Origin of the sequence: Sporosarcina sp. ACRSL (assembly GCF_022346605.1) — a bacterium.
Lineage (GTDB): Bacteria > Bacillota > Bacilli > Bacillales_A > Planococcaceae > Sporosarcina.
On the sequence record NZ_JAKRNT010000012.1, the window covers coordinates 1 to 19,203 of the forward strand.

General features: G+C 43.5%; 16 protein-coding genes and 1 rRNA gene. 9 read left to right on the top strand and 8 right to left on the bottom strand.

Features of this window, described 5'->3' with window-relative positions; translation table 11 throughout:
• From MHZ92_RS16935 to dnaA, 8 genes are all read right to left on the bottom strand, one after another.
• Positions 1-120 (bottom strand): 16S ribosomal RNA (locus MHZ92_RS16935); the annotation flags it as partial.
• Positions 121-499: 379 nt separating this feature from the next.
• A complete protein-coding gene (locus MHZ92_RS16940; protein WP_239432893.1) occupies positions 500-1,597 on the bottom strand; it encodes an HD-GYP domain-containing protein in 1,098 nt (365 codons plus the stop codon).
• 148 nt (positions 1,598-1,745) lie between these two features.
• A complete protein-coding gene (gyrA, locus tag MHZ92_RS16945; protein ID WP_239432894.1) occupies positions 1,746-4,277 on the bottom strand; it encodes a DNA gyrase subunit A in 2,532 nt (843 codons plus the stop codon).
• Between the two features lie 111 nt (positions 4,278-4,388).
• Entirely contained in the window at positions 4,389-6,311 is a 1,923-nt protein-coding gene (gene gyrB, locus MHZ92_RS16950) for a DNA topoisomerase (ATP-hydrolyzing) subunit B (protein WP_239433019.1), read from the bottom strand.
• Positions 6,312-6,385: 74 nt separating this feature from the next.
• Complete coding sequence (gene recF, locus MHZ92_RS16955) at positions 6,386-7,507, bottom strand: DNA replication/repair protein RecF (protein WP_239432895.1); 1,122 nt, start codon at positions 7,505-7,507, stop codon at positions 6,386-6,388.
• Entirely contained in the window at positions 7,497-7,736 is a 240-nt protein-coding gene (gene yaaA, locus MHZ92_RS16960; protein WP_239432896.1) for a S4 domain-containing protein YaaA, read from the bottom strand. The genes recF and yaaA overlap by 11 nt, the downstream gene beginning before the upstream one ends.
• Before the next feature lie 159 nt (positions 7,737-7,895).
• A complete protein-coding gene (gene dnaN / locus MHZ92_RS16965; RefSeq protein ID WP_239432897.1) occupies positions 7,896-9,029 on the bottom strand; it encodes a DNA polymerase III subunit beta in 1,134 nt (377 codons plus the stop codon).
• A 171-nt stretch (positions 9,030-9,200) separates the two neighbouring features.
• Positions 9,201-10,553: a chromosomal replication initiator protein DnaA gene (gene dnaA / locus MHZ92_RS16970; protein ID WP_239432898.1), complete on the bottom strand. Its 1,353-nt coding sequence runs from the start codon at positions 10,551-10,553 to the stop codon at positions 9,201-9,203.
• 292 nt (positions 10,554-10,845) lie between these two features.
• Here dnaA and MHZ92_RS16975 point away from each other — a divergent pair, with 292 nt between their 5' ends.
• The 9 genes from MHZ92_RS16975 (at position 10,846) to noc (ending at position 19,190) form a co-directional block, all read left to right on the top strand.
• On the top strand, positions 10,846-11,073 hold the full coding sequence (locus MHZ92_RS16975) for a hypothetical protein (RefSeq protein ID WP_239432899.1): 228 nt from the start codon (positions 10,846-10,848) through the stop codon (positions 11,071-11,073).
• Entirely contained in the window at positions 11,070-11,204 is a 135-nt protein-coding gene (gene rpmH / locus MHZ92_RS16980) for a 50S ribosomal protein L34 (RefSeq protein ID WP_239432900.1), read from the top strand. Before MHZ92_RS16975 ends, rpmH begins: the two co-directional genes overlap by 4 nt.
• A gap of 249 nt (positions 11,205-11,453) precedes the next feature.
• A complete protein-coding gene (gene rnpA / locus MHZ92_RS16985) occupies positions 11,454-11,798 on the top strand; it encodes a ribonuclease P protein component (protein ID WP_239432901.1) in 345 nt (114 codons plus the stop codon).
• A 97-nt stretch (positions 11,799-11,895) separates the two neighbouring features.
• A complete protein-coding gene (gene yidC, locus MHZ92_RS16990) occupies positions 11,896-12,666 on the top strand; it encodes a membrane protein insertase YidC (protein ID WP_239432902.1) in 771 nt (256 codons plus the stop codon).
• A complete protein-coding gene (gene jag / locus MHZ92_RS16995; RefSeq protein ID WP_239432903.1) occupies positions 12,663-13,442 on the top strand; it encodes an RNA-binding cell elongation regulator Jag/EloR in 780 nt (259 codons plus the stop codon). The genes yidC and jag overlap by 4 nt, the downstream gene beginning before the upstream one ends.
• Before the next feature lie 382 nt (positions 13,443-13,824).
• Positions 13,825-15,210, top strand: coding sequence for a tRNA uridine-5-carboxymethylaminomethyl(34) synthesis GTPase MnmE (gene mnmE / locus MHZ92_RS17000; RefSeq protein ID WP_239432904.1), 1,386 nt, complete (start codon positions 13,825-13,827; stop codon positions 15,208-15,210).
• Between the two features lie 213 nt (positions 15,211-15,423).
• Entirely contained in the window at positions 15,424-17,313 is a 1,890-nt protein-coding gene (gene mnmG, locus MHZ92_RS17005) for a tRNA uridine-5-carboxymethylaminomethyl(34) synthesis enzyme MnmG (protein ID WP_239432905.1), read from the top strand.
• Between the two features lie 60 nt (positions 17,314-17,373).
• A complete protein-coding gene (gene rsmG, locus MHZ92_RS17010; protein WP_239432906.1) occupies positions 17,374-18,090 on the top strand; it encodes a 16S rRNA (guanine(527)-N(7))-methyltransferase RsmG in 717 nt (238 codons plus the stop codon).
• A 239-nt stretch (positions 18,091-18,329) separates the two neighbouring features.
• Entirely contained in the window at positions 18,330-19,190 is an 861-nt protein-coding gene (noc, locus tag MHZ92_RS17015; RefSeq protein WP_239432907.1) for a nucleoid occlusion protein, read from the top strand.
• Positions 19,191-19,203: the final 13 nt, after the last annotated feature.

Consider the following 19,203-nt stretch of genomic DNA (forward strand, 5'->3'; position numbering starts at 1 on the left):
CGTGTTACTCACCCGTCCGCCGCTAATATCAGGGAGCAAGCTCCCTTCAATCCGCTCGACTTGCATGTATTAGGCACGCCGCCAGCGTTCGTCCTGAGCCAGGATCAAACTCTCCATAATAGAGAAATTCGAGTAGCTCGAGTTTCTTGCTGGCATCATTTAAGATGTCAATTTTGAATCCGAAGATTCGATTTGTCTGTCCGCCGACGGGGTCGGCTTCAAGACTTTATTTGTTGACGTTTTGCTGTTCAGTTTTCAAGGTTCATTTCGCGCCGCTTCGTCAGAAGCAACTCTTATATAATACCATAATTGCAATCCTAATGTCAATAACTTTTCTAAAAAAGTTTTTAAGCTGTTTTAGAGAAGTAGTTATTTACTTATCGGAAGTGCAACGTTATTTACTATAACAGCTTATTATTTTCATTGCAATAGCTTTTTATCATTTATTAACTGGAAATAAAAGCCGCTCTGGCTGTTTAGCTAAGCGGCTCCGTTCCATTCATTCAACAATCTTTGAAATCGCTACGTTACGGTGAGTCGTCAAGTCGATGATTGTCCCATCCGACTCTTTTTTAATCATCGGTCGAAGCGGATTGTCTCGGTGGATGAACATAATTTCACCTATTTCGCCGTCTGTTAACTTTACTCTTGTCCCTATGGAGAGATCACCGACGAGTTTATGAAGTGCATCTACTACTTTAATATCGAACTTGCCGAACTCTTCTTCTTTAATCATTTCAATTACTTTATAGGGAGAATGTTTCAACCGGTATACTCTCTCGGACGTCATCGCATGGAAGACATCCGCCACCGCTAAAATTTGAGAGAAAACCGAAATGGTCTCCATTTTTTCTCCACGTGGATAGCCGCTTCCATCCAGACGCTCATGATGTTGTAGAATCGCCAGCTTCATTTCCTGCCTGAGTAAAGGCGTATCTTGTATCATTTTTACGCTAAACAGCGTATGCTTTTTCACTTCGTTGTATTCTTCCTTCGTTAAGAACGCGGACTTTTCCAATATGGAAGGTGCAATCTTCGCCATACCGCAATCTGCTAGTACTCCCGCTAATCCAAGTTGAAGCGCATCACCCTTGTCGTAACCCATTTGTTTACAAATAGCAGCTGCAAGGATTCCGACTGCTACAGAATGATGATAAATGTATTGCTCTGGTTTGGAAAAATCATTCAACAAGAGAAGCATTTTTTTCTGCTTCATGAATTTCTCCAATAATGGAATGGTGAATGAACGTACTTTTGGGACATCCGGGCGCTGGCCTGCCCGCCAATGGCCGAATTCCTTCTTATAACTCCGGACGGCTTCGTTATATTCTTTTCGAAGCTCAAACATGCTTACCGGAATATTATCTAAGATATCTTCGGTATTCATGGAAGATGACTTTTCCGATTCGGGTATATCTTTTTGCGTTACCCGTTCCTCTACTTTTACACGTTGTATTCCGAAAGCATGCAATACTTCTATATGTTCTTTGGAAAGCTCTGTATCTTTTCGCATGATCGGGTACTGCGTCTTGCTGTATATGTCCTCTTTCAGTAAAATTCCCGCACGCAAATCACTTATTGTCTTGTATACTTCCATCTCTATGATGTCACCACTTTCCGATCATCTCTTTAGACCTATTATACCATACTGCAAATATTCAAAATAGACGATAGAAAAAAAGTTATTGAGCGGCATTTTACCGTCTCAATAACTTTTCAAGGCCAATATACTATTTACACGACGATCATTCTTCTACGTCATCAGAAGAATCTACTTCGATCGAGTCTTCCATTTCCATGTCAGTACCACCGTCGTTCTCTTCGTGTTCTTCGTGTTCTTCCTCTTCTTGTTCCTTTTCAACTTTCGCAACTGTCGCAACAAGCTCATCTTCTCCTAAACGAATGAGACGAACACCTTGTGTGCTGCGGCCGATGGAGGAAATGTCTTCAACAGCCATACGGATGAGGATGCCGTGGATTGTAATCAACATGAGGTCTTCCGTACCGTTAACAGTTTTCATAGCCACTAGCTGGCCGTTCCGGTCGGTTACATTCAATGTTTTCAACCCATATCCGCCACGGGACTGTATGCGGTATTCATGTTCCGGTGTACGTTTTCCGAAGCCCTTTTCAGTGACAACGAGGATTTCATCGCCTTCTGATACTGTATCCATGCCTACAGCGATGTCTCCTTCACGCAACCGAATTCCACGTACACCGCTCGCGACACGACCCATCGTACGAATATCGCGTTCGTCGAACTTGATGAGCATGCCATTGCGTGTACCTATTGCGATATTCTGGTCGCCAGTCGTCATTTTCACGCCGATCAATTCGTCATCACCGCGTAACGTCAATGCGATCAATCCGTTAGAGCGGATATTCGCAAAGTCGGCAACCGATGTACGTTTAACGATGCCGTCACGTGTGGCAAAGAAGAGATATTTCTCCGCTTCGAACTTCTCAACCGGAATCATGGCTGTCACCTTTTCACCCTTATCGAAATCCAATAGGTTGATAATAGGCAACCCTTTTGCCGTCCGGCTAAATTCAGGTACTTCATATCCTTTTTTACGGAACACTCTGCCCCGGCTCGTGAAGAACAAGATCGTGTCATGTGTTGACGTGTTTAATAAATGTTCGACGAAGTCATCATCATTCGTACCCATCCCTTGAATCCCACGGCCGCCACGGCGCTGGCTCCGGTACGTGTTCGCCGGCAAGCGTTTGATGTAGCCGTTATGCGTCAACGTCAAGACGGAGTTTTCCACCGGTATGAGATCTTCATCTTCGAGCATTTCTGCTCCGCCACTAGCAATTTCGGTTCTGCGTTCATCTGCAAAGCGCTGCTTCACTTCAAGCAGTTCCTCACGGATGATGTTGAGCAGTTTCTCCTCATCTGCCAGAATCGCGCGCAACTCGGAAATCAAGACTAAAAGCTCTTGGTACTCATTTTCGATTTTGTCGCGTTCCAGTCCGGTTAAACGTTGAAGACGCATATCGAGGATTGCTTGAGATTGTCGTTCACTCAGATTAAAACGTTCCATCAAGCCGGTTTTCGCTTCATCGGTCGTTTTTGATCCGCGTATCAATGCGATGATTTCATCGATATGATCCAGTGCAATCCGTAAACCTTCCAAAATATGTGCACGGTCTTCCGCTTTGTTTAAATCATATTGGGTACGTCTCCGGATAACGACTTTCTGATGTTCCAAATAGTGGTAAAGAATTTCTTTCAATGCCAGGATTTTCGGCTGTCCATCTACAAGTGCAAGCATATTAATGCCGAAGCTTGATTGGAGGGCTGTATGTTTATAAAGATTATTCAATACAACATGTGCATTTGTGTCCTTTCGAACTTCGATGACTATGCGCATTCCCGTACGGTCGGATTCGTCCGCCAAATGTGTAATGCCTTCAATTCGTTTATCGCGGACAAGTTCCGCAATTTTCTCGATAAGACGGGCTTTATTCACTTGGTAAGGGAGCTCTGTCACGATGATCGTCTCTTTGCCGGTTGAGCTTTGTTCAATTTCAACTTTCCCCCGGATGACAATCGAACCGCGTCCTGTTTCATACGCCCTGCGGATGCCGCTCCTTCCAAGAATGATTCCGCCTGTAGGGAAATCAGGACCTGGGATGATTTCCATCAGCTCTTCAGTCGTAATTGCTGCGTTGTCTGCAATCGCTAGCACACCATCAATCGTTTCACCTAAATGGTGAGGCGGAATATTCGTAGCCATTCCGACTGCGATGCCTGAAGTTCCATTTACGAGGAGATTCGGAAAACGACTTGGCAGTACGATCGGCTCTTTCTCCTGACCGTCATAGTTGTCTTGATAGTCGATCGTGTTTTTATTGATATCACGCAGTAATTCCATCGCAATTCGGGACATCCTAGATTCCGTGTAACGCATGGCTGCAGCTGCATCCCCATCGACAGAACCGAAGTTCCCGTGTCCATCGACGAGCATATAACGGTAGTTAAAGTCCTGTGCCATCCTGACCATCGTGTCGTAAACGGCACTGTCACCATGCGGGTGATACTTACCGATGACGTCCCCGACGATACGGGCTGATTTCTTATGTGGTTTATCCGCGGTGTTTCCGAGATCTTGCATCGCGTAAAGGATACGACGGTGAACGGGTTTCAATCCGTCCCTCACGTCAGGCAATGCCCGGGAGACGATAACACTCATTGCATAGTCAAGGAAGGATGTTTTCATCTCCGTACTGATGTTTATCTCTTGGACACCACGTTTAGGCATATCTGCCATAATGTAAAACTCCTTTCAACTCAGGCGCTTCATGAACAGCCTGTCAACTGAACAAAGCCCCTGTCTGTTGCAGGCCCGTGTTCTAATTCCTTTATTTATTCAACCGTTGAATCAAGTATCTAAATTCTTTACATACATCGCATTTTCCTCGATGAACTTACGTCGAGGTTCCACTTCATCGCCCATCAGCTGCTCGAAAATTAAATCCGCTTCGAATGCGTCTTCAAGATGTACTTGCAAGAGAGTGCGCTGTTCCGGATCCATTGTCGTATCCCATAATTGGGTAGCGTCCATCTCACCAAGTCCTTTATACCGTGTAATGACAGGTTTCGGAACAGGAGAGAGGCGATCCAGAATTTCTTGTAACGCTACTTCATCATAGCAGTATTCCTCGTGTTTCCCTTGTTTGACCCGGTAAAGAGGTGGTTGTGCGATATAGACATAGCCCGCTTCGATTAAAGGGCGCATGAAACGGAAGAAGAATGTCAATAATAACGTCCGAATATGCGCTCCGTCGACGTCAGCATCTGTCATGATGACAATTTTATGATAACGGGCCTTCGATAGATCGAACTCATCCCCGATACCTGTTCCGAGTGCCGTAATCATCGTTCTGATTTCAGCATTGCCTAAAATACGGTCCAATCGGGCTTTCTCAACGTTCAGGATTTTCCCCCGTAACGGCAAGATCGCCTGGAAGTGCCGGTCCCGTCCGCTTTTTGCAGATCCACCCGCGGAGTCCCCTTCAACGATATACAGTTCACTGATCGCAGGGTTACGTGAAGAGCAGTCCGCCAATTTTCCAGGTAGGCTCGACACTTCGAGTGCGGATTTCCGGCGTGTCAGCTCGCGTGCATTTTTAGCCGCAATCCTTGCCCGTGCTGCCATAAGGCTCTTATCGATGACAAGGCGTGCAGTCGTCGGGTTTTCGAGGAGAAAACGTTGAAAACCTTCTGAGAATAAGGCATTCGTAATCGTACTCACTTCGGAGTTACCCAACTTTGTTTTCGTCTGACCTTCAAATTGCGGATCCGGATGTTTGACTGAGATAATTGCTGTCAATCCTTCCCGTACATCATCACCCGACAGGTTCGGATCCGCCTCTTTCAGCATCCCGTTCTTTCTAGCATAATCGTTAACGACACGCGTCAAGGCAGTCTTAAACCCTGATTCATGGGTACCGCCTTCGTACGTATTGATATTATTCGCGAATGAAAACAGGTTTTCTGCGTAGCCGCTATTGTATTGCATTGCGATTTCGATGGAGATGCCATCTTTCTCGCCTTCTATGAAAATCGGTTCCTCATGAATCGGCTCTTTATTTTGATTCAAATGTTGGACGTAGGATTTGATGCCACCTTCGTAATGGAATGTATCTTGGCGCACTTCTTCCTCTCGTTCATCTGTAATGCTAATGCGCAAACCTCTGTTCAAATAAGCAAGCTCACGTAGACGATGTGCCAAAATTTCATATTCGTAGACTGTCGTTTCTGTGAATATTTCAGGGTCTGCTTTGAATCTTGTACGCGTACCGGTTTCATCTGTTTCCCCGATGACTTCCAATTCCTGTGACGGGATACCCCGTTCAAATTTAATAAAATGAACCTTTCCATCCCGTCGGACATACACTTCGGTCACTTCGGAAAGTGCGTTAACAACAGAGGCACCAACACCGTGCAAACCACCAGAAACCTTATATCCACCGCCTCCGAATTTACCTCCTGCGTGAAGGACCGTCATAATGACTTCGACGGCAGGTCTGCCGGTTGATTCCTGGATGCCTACGGGGATTCCTCGCCCATTGTCCACGACAGAGATCCAGTTATCTTTTTCAATCGTCACTTCAATATGATCACAATAGCCAGCAAGTGCCTCGTCGATACTGTTATCGACAATTTCCCATACGAGATGGTGAAGCCCTCGTGAACTTGTTGTACCGATATACATGCCCGGACGTTTACGGACAGCTTCCAAGCCCTCAAGAACTTGTATCTGATTCGCATCATACGCTGCCTGTAATTCTTTTTCTTCCATAGCCAAAATGCTCACCTTTCCTTTCCGAACATCAATCAAAACTTCTTCTATTCCTTCCAAACAGGAGTAGAGACTCAATTTTCTTTTTCGCTAACCTTGCCCGCCGATACATTAAAAATCTCAGCTTGGCGTATCGTTTCATGGTCGATTCCCGCAATGTTCGTCGTCGTGACGAATGTTTGCACTTGACCCTGCATCGTGTTCAGCAGGTGGGACTGACGGTAATCATCGAGCTCGGAAAGCACGTCATCTAAAAGAAGAACCGGTGTTTCTCCTACTTCCTGTTTGACGAGATCTATTTCCGCAAGTTTAAGGGACAGCGCGGTAGTCCGCTGCTGCCCTTGCGAACCGTATGTCTGAATGTCATACCCGTTTACAAAAAAATGGAGATCGTCACGGTGTGGACCGATCAGTGTCATACCACGCTCCAACTCACGACGTCTCACTTCGTGAAATTTTTGGCTGAGTATTTCTTCCATCTGTTCAACAGTCTGCCCAGAATCCAATTCTTTTAAAGTCCCATACGTCACTTTTAGCTGCTCAAGGCCCCGGGAAATCCCCTTATGAATCGGTTCTGCCCATTTTTGGAGCAGCTCGACGAAATAAAACCGTTTTCGGATGATCTGTACAGCCAATTGAATATATTGTTCTGTATAAATATCGAACATGACGTCCGTAAAATCCATTTTGCCGCGATGATCTTTGAGGATTGCGTTCCGTTGCTTTAAGACCTTTTGAAAAGTCAGCAGGTCATGAAGATAGACGGGGGAGATTTGCCCGATTTCCATGTCTAAAAATCTTCTTCGGACTTGTGGACTTCCTTTTACAAGATTCAAGTCCTCTGGAGCAAACATGACAACGTTGAGTTGACCGATGTACAGGCTAAGCCGGTTTTGTTCCAAATGGTTGACCCGCGCTTTCTTTCCTTTTTTGGAAATGGTCAATTCAAGCGGAAGACGTCCATATTTTCGTTGGATATCCCCTTCTATTTTACCATACTCTTGTTCCCAACGTATAAGTTCACGATCATTTGCAGTGCGATGTGATTTTGCCATCGATAATACATAGATCGCTTCCATGACGTTCGTCTTGCCTTGCGCATTTTCACCGATCAGAACGTTGATATGTGGGGAAAAGGATAGTTCAAGAGAAGCGTAATTTCGATAATCCGTTAAAGCAAGCCGCTCAATGAACATTTGATTGACCGTCTGCGGATGTAGATATTTTGAATTTACCTGCACCTGGAATCGTGACGATATCACCGTCATACAACTTTTTGCCCCGTCTTCGCTCCACTTCGCCGTTCACGTAAACGGTATGTTCTTCCAAATACCATTTGGCCATCCCGCCGGAGCTAATGCAATCCGACATTTTTAGCAGCTGACCTAATGTAATGAATTCCGTATCGATTTTCATGACTTCCATCTGCTTCAATCCTTCACAAAGTAGTCTGTTCTTCTATTTTACCGAACTTTTAGCTGTAAGTAAAAATGTAAATGAACTGGTGGTATACAAAATAAAAGAAACAGGCGAAGGAAAACGTTTTGCATTCCTTGCCTGCTGTGAATCGTCAGTGGCTTATTCTTAAAATGTCCGAACAGGTAAAATCAATTGTAAAATTGCGTCGCTTTCCTTTGATTTTAAAATGAATGGTCGCATAGCACCTGTGAAATGGATTGCGATATCTTGCCCTTCAATGGCTTTCAAAGCATCCATCATATATTTTGCGCTGAAGGAAATCATCAGATCCTCGCCATTTACATCAATTGCTTCAATCAATTCCTCAACTTTACCAATTTCCGGGGAATTTGATGAAACTTCAATGACATGGCCGCCTTCCGCAGCGAATCGGACGATATTATTTCTGTCTTCACGAGCGAGCAGCGAAGCACGGTCGATTGCCTGTAATAATTTGCGGCCGTTTACTTCCACAGTCGTTTTATATTCCGATGGAATGAGTCTGGATGTATCTGGGTAATTGCCTTCCAAAAGCCGTGAATAAAACAGGACATTTCTTGATTTGAAAAGGACTTGTTGATCGGCAATGACGATTTCAACATTGTCTGTATTATCCGGAAGGATTTTATTCAACTCTTGAAGGCTTTTTCCAGGAATGACGACGCTGAACGGACTTTCCGGCATCAATTCAGGGACGATTTCCCTTCTTGCAAGACGGTGGCTATCCGTTGCTACACAAACAAGTTTTTCTTCGTTTGTAGACCAATGCACACCCGTCAATATTGGTCGTGTCTCTTGTTGAGAAACCGCAAATACAGTTTCTCGAATGATTGATTTCATCAAGTCAGATGGCAAGGAGAAGCGGTATTCATCTTTCACGTCCGGTAAAATCGGGTATTCATCTGGATTCGAACCGATTAGATGGAATTCGGATTTTCCAGATTGTATATGGGTTTGCATGTTTTCAACTTCAATTGTTACATCGTTTGTCGGTAATTTCCGCACAATTTCACTGAAAACTTTCGCTTGAAGGATGATTGATCCCGTTTCAATGACACGGATAATCTGTTCGCCATCTTCTTCAACCGGGATGAACGTGCAGATTGTAATATCGGAATCACTTCCTGTCATCGTCAATCCTGTTTCATTCACGTCAATTTTTACACCGGTCAAAATAGGATTGGCGACTTTTTGACTGATTGCTTTCATGACGTCATTCAATCCTTCGAGCAACCAATCTCTCATTATTTCAAATTTCATAACGCACCCTCGCTTATATAATTATTAGTTAAGTAATAAAGATAGTAATAGTAATAGGGGCTGTGGAAATGTGGATAACCCCTGAAATCCTTTATGTTTGAAAACAATTCACATGTGCATAATATGTGCACAGCTTGTTTCGTTTTTTTAAGGTTATACACATGTGCATGATCAGCCCCGACCTAGGATGCTTTTAATATCCTGAATGTCCTGCTGCAGATTTTGATCTTCCTTCAGCTGCTTGGAGATTTTTTCATGCGCATGAATGACTGTTGAATGATCTCTGCCGCCAAATTCGGACCCTATTTTCGGCAATGATGAATCAGTCAGTTCGCGTGAAAGATACATGGCGATTTGACGAGGGAATGCAATCGCCCTCGTTCTTTTTTTAGCTGTGAAGTCTTCAAGTCGTACATTATAGTGTTCCCCAACTGTTTTTTGGATATCCAATATGCTCACCGTACGCGGTCTTGAATTAGGAATGATATCCTTCAAAGCTTCTGCAGCCAAGTCGGTCGTAATATCCATGTTAACGAGCGAGGAATAGGCAACAACGCGAATCAATGCCCCTTCCAGTTCACGGATATTCGTATCGATCTGGTTTGCAATATAAAGCATGACCTCATCAGATATATCAAGCAGTCCATCAGCTTTCGCCTTTTTGCGCAAGATTGCAATTCGGGTCTCCAAATCAGGTGGTGCGATGTCCGTGATCAATCCCCATTCGAACCGGGATCTTAGACGATCTTCAAGTGTCGGGATTTCCTTTGGCGGGCGGTCGCTGGAAATGATGATTTGCTTTGATTCTTCATGCAAAGTATTAAAAGTATGGAAAAATTCTTCTTGCGTCTGTTCTTTTCCAGCGATGAATTGAATATCGTCAATTAGCAGCACATCTACATTCCTGTACTGGTTTCTGAAGTCTCCGGCTTTGTTATTCATAATCGAATTGATAAATTCATTCGTAAATTTCTCCGACGATAAATAAACGACTTTGGAAGAGGGATCCTGTTCCAGAATGTAATGACCGATAGCGTGCATGAGATGAGTCTTTCCAAGTCCTACGCCGCCATAGATAAATAATGGATTATAGGATTTTGCAGGAGCTTCCGCGACTGCAAGCGAAGCGGCGTGAGCAAACCGATTCCCTGAGCCGATGACGAAAGTATCGAATGTATATTTCGGGTTCAACATGACAGATGCTGACTGAATAGCCGAAGATCGATCTGCCTGTTTGACTACCGGTTTAGGAACTTGAAAATCGTTTTCTTCCATTTCTTTTGGAACGACGAAATGTATGAGCCGGTCTTCACCGGTCAATTCCGAGAGGATGCCTGTGATCAAATGTACGTAATGATTTTCAAGCCAATCCTTCGCAAATGAATTGGGAACAGCAATCGTAACGTTCTCGTCACCATAGGACATCAATTTTGTCGATTTGAGCCAAGTTTCGAAACTAGGTCTAGAAATCTTGCCTTCAATTTTCGACAAAACATTGTTCCATAATTTTTCTAGCTGATCCACTCGTGGGCCTCCTTTACATAGAAAATAAAAAAACACAGGAATATGTATTATACACAGAATTAACTCTTGTGGATAAGAAATATCCGAATGTGTTGAAAAAATTATCCACAACCTATCAACAATTGTGGATAAAAAATAAGCTTTTAAATTTGTTAACAGCAAAATCCTTTTTATTGTAACAAGAAAGATTAAGAATGACAAGGGTTTCTAAGAGTTATTAACAATAGCGGCAGCTGTGGAGAAATACTTTATCCACAGGCTTTTGTATGTGCAAAAGGTGTAGATAAGGGCTGTGAATAAAAAAACGGGAAAAAATTTCTATGAACATATTATTCATTTGTCGAATTTTGAAGATGTGGATAACCTATTTTGTCGAATGATGCGGTTGAAATTTGTAGAATGGATCTTCGTCGTGTTAAATGGCGTGGAGAAAAAACGGTTGACATATGAGGCCATGCCCTTTATACTGTTCAAGACTGTCAGATTGCAAAGGGACAATGCAGGAGGTGTCTTTAAATGAAACGTACATTCCAACCAAATAAACGTAAACGTAGTAAAGTTCACGGCTTCCGTGCAAGAATGAGCTCAAAAAGCGGTCGTAAAATTCTCGCTGCTCGTCGTCGCAAAGGAAGAAAAGTGCTTTCAGCATAAGACCACTAAATCAGTGGTCTTTTTTTTTACCAAGATTGATGAATTAATCTTTTTTAGTTGAACAATTTAGTTGATTGGAGTGGAAGGCGGCGACTCCAGTGGGAACAGCACGAGCTGAAGACCCTGGACTGAGCGTAGCGAGGGAAGCGGCTGAAGCCGTGCCCACGGAAAGCGTCCGCCTGGAGCGGAAATCAATGGCGAGATTTTCTTGATTCCCATTATTACCAATGATCCACGGAGGTGTAGAGTTTGAAAAAACGTCAGCGGGTCAAAAAGAATGAAGACTTCCAAACAGTATTTAAAAAAGGCAAGTCTGTCGCGAATAGGCAATTTGTCGTCTATTCCTATAGGAAAGAAGGCCAACAGGAATTCAGAATCGGTTTATCCGTCGGAAAGAAATTAGGAAATGCCGTGACGCGAAATCGTATCAAACGATACATTCGACAAGCATTCCTAGAAATGAAAGAAGAGCTGAAAAGTGACCGGGACTATGTTATTATCGCCAGACACCAGGCGGCCACACTAGATTTTCACGAAACAAAAAAGAGCTTGCAGCACGTATTGAAAATTGCCAAAGCCTTCAAATCGAAATAAGCATATGGCATTCTTACGTAAGAAGTAGAACGTACTAATCGTTCATGATAAACTGAAATCATCGATATTTCATAGAAACAGATTTGGGGGAACCGATTTGAAAAAAAGAACGACATTATTACTTATGCTAACCGTATTGACGGTATTCCTTGCCGGATGTGGGGACTTCAATCAACCGATATATGAAACAACCGAAGGTTTTTGGAGTAAGTATATCGTCTGGCCGATCGTGGCGTTGATTATCACATTCAAAGACTTGTTAGGCACGTACGGTTTAGGAATCATTGCAGTAACGATCATCATCAGACTTATTCTGTTACCGCTCATGATCAAGCAAGCGCAAAGTTCAAAGCGGATGCAAGAAATCCAGCCAATGTTGGCAGAATTGAAAGAGAAATACAAGTCTAAAGATGCTGTGACACAGCAAAAGTACCGTGAAGAAATGCAAAGATTGATGACCGAGCAAAAAATCAATCCTGCCGCTGGATGTTTGCCGGTATTGATTCAAATGCCAATCATCATCGGACTTTATCATGCGATCAGCAGGATGAATGCTACTCCAGAAATCGCAATTGGAAAATTTCTATGGTTCGAATTAGCAACACCAAGCATTACGCTTGCGATCCTCGCTGGATTGATGCAGTTCGTCGTATTGCGCACAGGACCTGCAATGGATAACCCACAAATGAAAATGATGATGTATATCATGCCTTTCATGATTATTGGTTTCGGTTCATTCCTGCCAGGAGCACTTGCACTTTATTGGGTTATCGGTAATATCATTTCAATTATCCAGAACATCTTCATTTACAAACCATTCAAGAAAAAAGAAGTGGAGCCTGTAAAAGTAGGAGGGAAACGGAAATGAAGGAGATAACGCGAAAAGGAGCAACAGTGGAGGCCGCGATTGCATCTGCCTTACAAGAGCTCAATGTTACGCGTGACGAAGTCGATATTCAAATAGTGGATGCTGGAAAGAAAGGTTTTCTCGGGTTCGGAGCAAGGGAAGCCGAAGTGATCGTGTTAGTGAAGGAAATGGCAAAACCAGAATCGAATGAACAAGAAGAGAAGAAGGAAATTGTTCAGGAAGAAAAGGTTGGACCTACAGTAAAAGAAGAAAAAACTGCTGAGCCCGCCGCTGAAACGGTTCAAATCGTCGAAGTAGAGACTAATGATCCAGCTATGTCGGACGAGCAGGCGATTAGCGACACGAAAACGTATGTCATGGAAGTTGCCAAAGCAATGGGGATTAACGATCTCGTCATTACTCATGAAATGGACGGAAAATATCTATCTTTTCAATTAGAGAGCGAGAAAGCGGCATTTTTGATCGGAAAGCGCGGCCAAACGTTGAATGCTTTGCAGCAACTAGCGCAGCTCGTTGCGAATAAAACGTCTGAGCAATTCAAAGTCGTCCGTCTCGATGTAGGTGATTACCGTGAACGCCGCGAACAATCGTTGGAACAATTTGCAGAACGGATGGCTGACCAAGCTGTCCGAAGTGGAAGGAAAGTACAGCTTGAACCAATGCCTTCCTATGAAAGAAAAGTCATTCATAACGCATTATCGAATAGGTTAGACATTGAAACGTATTCGGAAGGGACAGATCCGAACCGATATCTTGTCATAGAACCAATCAATTAATTGCAAACCCCGTGATCTAACGGGGTTTTTTTATGCCTAAAATGACTAAAATTAGTGGGATGAAGTAGAGAATAGGAATCCTAAGATGAATCAAAAGTCCTGAAATGATCAAAAGCAACCCGAAGTTGCGCATAATCGTTCCTACTCGCGCAAAACCTCATCGAACTTGAGCATAACAAGTGTAAACTCGCGCAAAACTCCTCTAAACTTACTCATAACTTTTTCATCATAATTGTAAATAAATCTTGTCGATATAAATTATCCACATTTTTTTGTTCCATAACTATGAGAATGGAACGATTTGTGTTATTATATGTTGTCAGATAGTCAAGTCAAAACGAGTTATCCACATGTGGGTAACTAATGTAGGAAGGTGAAGGATATGCATTTTGATACAATAGCGGCCATTTCGACTCCAATGGGGGAAGGGGCTATCGCCATCGTCCGGATAAGTGGAGATGAGGCTATCGGCATTGCAGATCAAATTTTTCGTTCTCCGTCAGGGAAAAAACTTTCGGAAGAACAATCACATACAATCCATTATGGGCATTTGGTAGATCCGTCTACGGATGAAGTTGTCGAGGAAGTCATGGTTTCCATCATGAAGGCTCCGAAAACATTCACCCGTGAAGATGTCGTCGAAGTGAACTGTCACGGAGGCGTTGTGGCGGTAAACCGTGTCCTCAACCTAGTGTTGAAAGAAGGGGCTCGCCTTGCAGAACCGGGCGAGTTTTCCAAGCGTGCATTTCTCAATGGGCGCATCGATTTGTCACAGGCGGAAGCGGTGATGGATCTCATTCGTGCAAAAACGGATCGCGCGATGAACGTCGCGTTGAATCAAATGGAAGGGAAACTTTCCAGGTTGATCAACGAACTCCGACAAGCGCTCCTAGAAACATTGGCGCAAGTTGAAGTGAATATCGACTATCCGGAATACGACGACGTTGAAGAAGTGACCATTCCGCTTATGATTGAAAAAGGGACGTGGGTGAAGGAAGAAATCGAGAAACTTCTACGTACTTCCTCCCAAGGCAAAATCCTTCGTGAAGGATTATCGACGGTCATCGTCGGAAGGCCGAACGTTGGAAAATCTTCTTTGCTGAACAGCCTCGTCCAAGAGAATAAGGCAATTGTTACCGATATTGCAGGAACGACGCGTGATATTATAGAGGAATACGTTAATGTCAGAGGAGTGCCATTGCGTCTCGTAGACACGGCGGGCATCCGAGAGACGGAGGATATTGTTGAGCGAATTGGAGTTGAGCGGTCCCGACAAGTCCTCAAGGAAGCGGACCTCATCTTACTTGTACTAAACAGTTCCGAGGAGCTAACGAATGAGGATATCCGATTATTTGAGGCAACCGAAGGAATGGATATGATCGTCGTCATTAACAAAACCGACCTTCCGCAGAAGATCGATATGCAGCGAGTACAGGAACTCGCTCGTAATGGCGCGATTATCACGACATCCGTCTTGAGGGAAGAAGGCATTGACGAACTGGAGGAAGCAATCGCTAAGCTGTTCTTCGAAGGAACGCTTGAGCCTGGCGATCTAACTTACGTTTCCAATGCAAGACATATTGCACTGCTCCACAAAGCGCATAAGACTATCCAGGACGCCTTGTCCGCAGCCGAGGCAGGTGTGCCTGTCGACATGATTCAAATCGACGTCACACGCACGTGGGAGCTCCTAGGCGAAATCGTAGGCGACACCGTCCAAGACAGCCTTATCAACCAGCTATTTTCACAGTTCTGTTTAGGTAAGTGATTAAATCAAAATTAATATAGGCACTTAGGATTGAAGCGCAAGGCGGCGACTCCTGGGGGATGAGCGGGACAGGTAAGACCCCGCAGTGTCGCATAGCGACCGAGGAGGCTTACCGCCCGCCCCCCGGAAAGCGTCGGCCTGGAGCGTAAATCCGATTTTATGTTCAATTCAAATAGACACGGAAAATTTATATATTAGGAAGGATGAACGAACATGCCAAAATTTGAAGCAGGCACGTTCGATTGTATAGTCATCGGAGCAGGGCATGCCGGCGTTGAAGCGGCACTAGCCTCCGCAAAGATGGGTGCATCGACATTGGTGCTAACAATGAATCTCGACATGATTGCTTTCATGCCTTGCAATCCGTCACTTGGAGGTCCCGCAAAAGGGATCGTCGTCCGTGAAATTGACGCCCTTGGCGGAGCAATGGGCAAAGTGATCGACAAAACACATATCCAAATGCGAATGTTGAATACAGGGAAAGGTCCAGCTGTCCGTGCGCTCCGTGCGCAAGCAGACAAAGTCCTTTACCAACAAGAAATGAAACGCGTCCTAGAAGAACAAGAAAACTTAACACTCCATCAAGGAGTTGTGGAAGAATTGATCGTCGAGGACGGGGAAGTGAAAGGACTCATTACGCAAATCGGTGCAATCTACCGTGCGAAAACAGTCATCATTACGACAGGGACTTTCCTTCGTGGAGAAGTCATTATCGGTGACCTGAAATATTCAAGTGGTCCGAACAACCAAATGCCGGCGATCAAGCTTGCTGAAAACCTACAAGAACTTGGATTGGAAACAGTGCGTTTCAAAACCGGTACACCTCCACGTATTAACGGTAATACAATCGATTACAGCAAAACTGAAATTCAACCAGGTGATGACGTCCCACGTGCTTTCAGTTACGAAACGACGCAATTCATCATGGATCAATTGCCTTGCTGGTTGACATATACAACACCGAGAACACATGAAATTATTAATGAAAACCTTCACCTTTCCCCGATGTATTCAGGGATGATCAAAGGGAAGGGACCGAGCTACTGCCCTTCAATTGAGGATAAAATTGTCCGTTTTGCGGACAAATCGCGCCATCAAATTTTCCTAGAGCCAGAAGGTCGAAATACGAAAGAGTATTACGTCCAAGGTCTTTCAACGAGCTTGCCTGAACACGTTCAACGCAGACTCATCGAAAGCGTGCCGGGATTGGAAAAAGCGGAAATGATGCGTGCCGGATACGCTATCGAGTATGATGCAATTATCCCGACGCAACTTTGGCCGACGCTTGAGACGAAAAAGATCGAAAACCTCTTCACCGCAGGACAAATCAATGGAACATCCGGCTACGAAGAAGCAGCTGCACAAGGAATTATGGCAGGCATCAATGCCGCAAGCAAAGTGCTTGGCAAAGAAGAGGTCATCCTTGGAAGATCTGACGCTTATATCGGAGTGCTGATCGATGACCTCGTAACGAAAGGAACGAGCGAACCATACCGTCTTCTAACGTCAAGAGCGGAATATCGCCTATTGCTTCGCCATGATAACGCAGATTTGCGTCTGACAGAAATCGGATACAAACTTGGTATGATTAGTGAAGAGCGATACGAGAAATTCCTTCTTAAAAAGCAACAAATTGAAGAAGAAATCGAACGACTTCGCAAAGTGACGATTAAACCAAGTGAAGCAGTTCAAGAAATCATTCGGGAATCGGGCGGAACAGAGCTTCGCGAACCGATGAAAGCTGCTGATTTGTTGAAACGACCGGAAATGAAATACGAACAAATCATTACTGTTGTGCCACCTGAGGAAGAAAAATCCGAAGAAGTGGCGGAGCAAGTAGAAATCTTCATCAAATATGAAGGCTATATCGAAAAATCGATGCAACAAGTGGAACGCATGAAAAAAATGGAGAACAAAAAGATACCTGATAACATTGATTACAATGCCATTACAGGAATCGCAAAAGAGGCGAAAGCGAATTTGTCAGCTGTCAGACCGTTGTCAATCGCTCAAGCATCAAGGATTTCCGGTGTGAACCCTGCAGATATCTCCATTCTACTTGTCTATATCGAACAAGGGAAAATTGCGAAAATTACTAGTTAACAACTTGTGACTGATGTGGGATAAGTCCGCATCAGTCTTTTTTTAGAAGGAGGATTCAAGGTGAACGAAGAACAATTCATAGAGGCGCTGAAAGAGCAGGGGATAAGTCTTACAGATCACCAGCTTCAACAGTTTAACAAATACTTCCAAATGTTAGTGGAATGGAATGAAAAAATGAACTTAACAGCGATAACAGATGCGCCATCTGTTTATCTCAAACATTTTTATGATTCTATAACCGCTGCTTTCTACACAGATTTGACTGGAGAGAAATCCATTTGTGATGTGGGTGCAGGAGCAGGGTTTCCAAGTATTCCTTTGAAAATTTGTTTTCCTAACTTAGCGGTGACAATTGTAGATTCATTAAACAAGCGTATTACATTTTTGAATGAACTCGCTAAAGAACTTGAGCTTGATCATGTAACGTTTGTCCATGCAAGAGCCGAAGATTTCGGTCAAAACCCGAAATACCGTGAGCAATTTGATATCGTAACTGCCCGTGCGGTCGCCCGATTATCTGTCCTTTCAGAATTATGCGTCCCTCTCGTAAAAGAGGGTGGAATTTTCATTTCCATGAAAGGCGCAGCAGCCGAGGAAGAATTGCTAGATGCGAAAAAGGCTATCAACGTATTGGGAGCAGAACTCGTCGATAAGTTTTCTTTCAGTTTGCCTATGGAGGAAAGTGAAAGAAATATATTCATCTTGAACAAAGTCAAAAAAACACCAAAGAAATATCCTCGTAAACCCGGCGTCCCAAACAAAACACCAATCAAATAAATGTTTCACGTGAAACATTTCCCACTTGTCAGTGAATTCATATATAATAAAGTGAAGACTAGGCGCTTTACCGATAGAAGCAAAGCGTCTTTCTTCCTATTATTTCTTTCATATATTATTTTAGGACATTGTTTAGTAATCTTATAGAATTCTACTCTTTAATAAGTAATAAAGAGGATATATAATAGATATGACGAACTAGCTAGTAATGAGCAGTTTTGTAAAGGTGGGTGCCGGCGATGAAAAACACGTTTTCACGGTTTTTTGGTAGTGGAGAAAAAGAACCTGATTTACAGAACATAGATAAAACTCCACAAGAGAAAGTAGAACAAGTAAAAATCGATTTAATTAAACCGAATAAATATCAACCTCGAACTATTTTTTCGGAAGAGAAGATTGAAGAACTCGCGCGTACGATTCATACACACGGAGTGATTCAACCGATTGTCATCAGAAAAAGCGATGATGGCTATGAAATCATTGCGGGAGAACGAAGATTCCGCGCTATGAAAAAATTAGGTTGGGAAGAAGTGCCAGCCATCATACGGAATCTGGATGATAAAGAAACAGCGTCCATTGCTCTTATTGAAAACTTGCAGCGCGAGGAATTAACAGCAATCGAGGAAGCATATGCTTATGAAAAATTGCTTGAATTGCATGGGCTAACACAAGAAGCATTAGCACAAAGACTCGGAAAAGGACAATCAACCGTCGCGAACAAGCTTCGTCTATTAAAACTTCCGGATGAAATTAAGAACAAGATTCTTACGAAGGAAATATCCGAAAGACACGCGAGAGCATTGATTTCCGTAAAAGATGTTGAATTGCAGCATAAGCTTTGCCAAGAGGCGATTGACGAACAACTGAATGTGAAGCAATTGGAAGATAGAATTCAGCTAGCGCTAAATCCGGTTGAAGAAGAGAAGGAAAAAAAGAAAGTTGTTAAACGGAAATCAGTCAGCAAAGATGTCCGAATCGCATTGAATACGATTCGTCAATCATTGGCACTCGTTACGAAAAGCGGCATCGACGTGAAAACCGAAGAAGAGGACACTGAAGATTTTTATACAATCACGGTTAAAATACCGAAAAAGAAATAAAAAAGACATAGTA

What these genes read in the sequence shown, in the direction of transcription:
- MHZ92_RS16940 (WP_239432893.1), bottom strand. Translation starts at nt 1,597, where the DNA reads ATGGAAGTATACAAGACAATAAGTGATTTGCGTGCGGGAATTTTACTG.
- gyrA (WP_239432894.1), bottom strand. Translation starts at nt 4,277, where the DNA reads ATGGCAGATATGCCTAAACGTGGTGTCCAAGAGATAAACATCAGTACG.
- gyrB (WP_239433019.1), bottom strand. Translation starts at nt 6,311, where the DNA reads ATGGAAGAAAAAGAATTACAGGCAGCGTATGATGCGAATCAGATACAA.
- recF (WP_239432895.1), bottom strand. Translation starts at nt 7,507, where the DNA reads ATGTTCATTGAGCGGCTTGCTTTAACGGATTATCGAAATTACGCTTCT.
- yaaA (WP_239432896.1), bottom strand. Translation starts at nt 7,736, where the DNA reads ATGGAAGTCATGAAAATCGATACGGAATTCATTACATTAGGTCAGCTG.
- dnaN (WP_239432897.1), bottom strand. Translation starts at nt 9,029, where the DNA reads ATGAAATTTGAAATAATGAGAGATTGGTTGCTCGAAGGATTGAATGAC.
- rpmH (WP_239432900.1), top strand. Translation starts at nt 11,070, where the DNA reads ATGAAACGTACATTCCAACCAAATAAACGTAAACGTAGTAAAGTTCAC.
- jag (WP_239432903.1), top strand. Translation starts at nt 12,663, where the DNA reads ATGAAGGAGATAACGCGAAAAGGAGCAACAGTGGAGGCCGCGATTGCA.
- mnmE (WP_239432904.1), top strand. Translation starts at nt 13,825, where the DNA reads ATGCATTTTGATACAATAGCGGCCATTTCGACTCCAATGGGGGAAGGG.
- mnmG (WP_239432905.1), top strand. Translation starts at nt 15,424, where the DNA reads ATGCCAAAATTTGAAGCAGGCACGTTCGATTGTATAGTCATCGGAGCA.
- noc (WP_239432907.1), top strand. Translation starts at nt 18,330, where the DNA reads ATGAAAAACACGTTTTCACGGTTTTTTGGTAGTGGAGAAAAAGAACCT.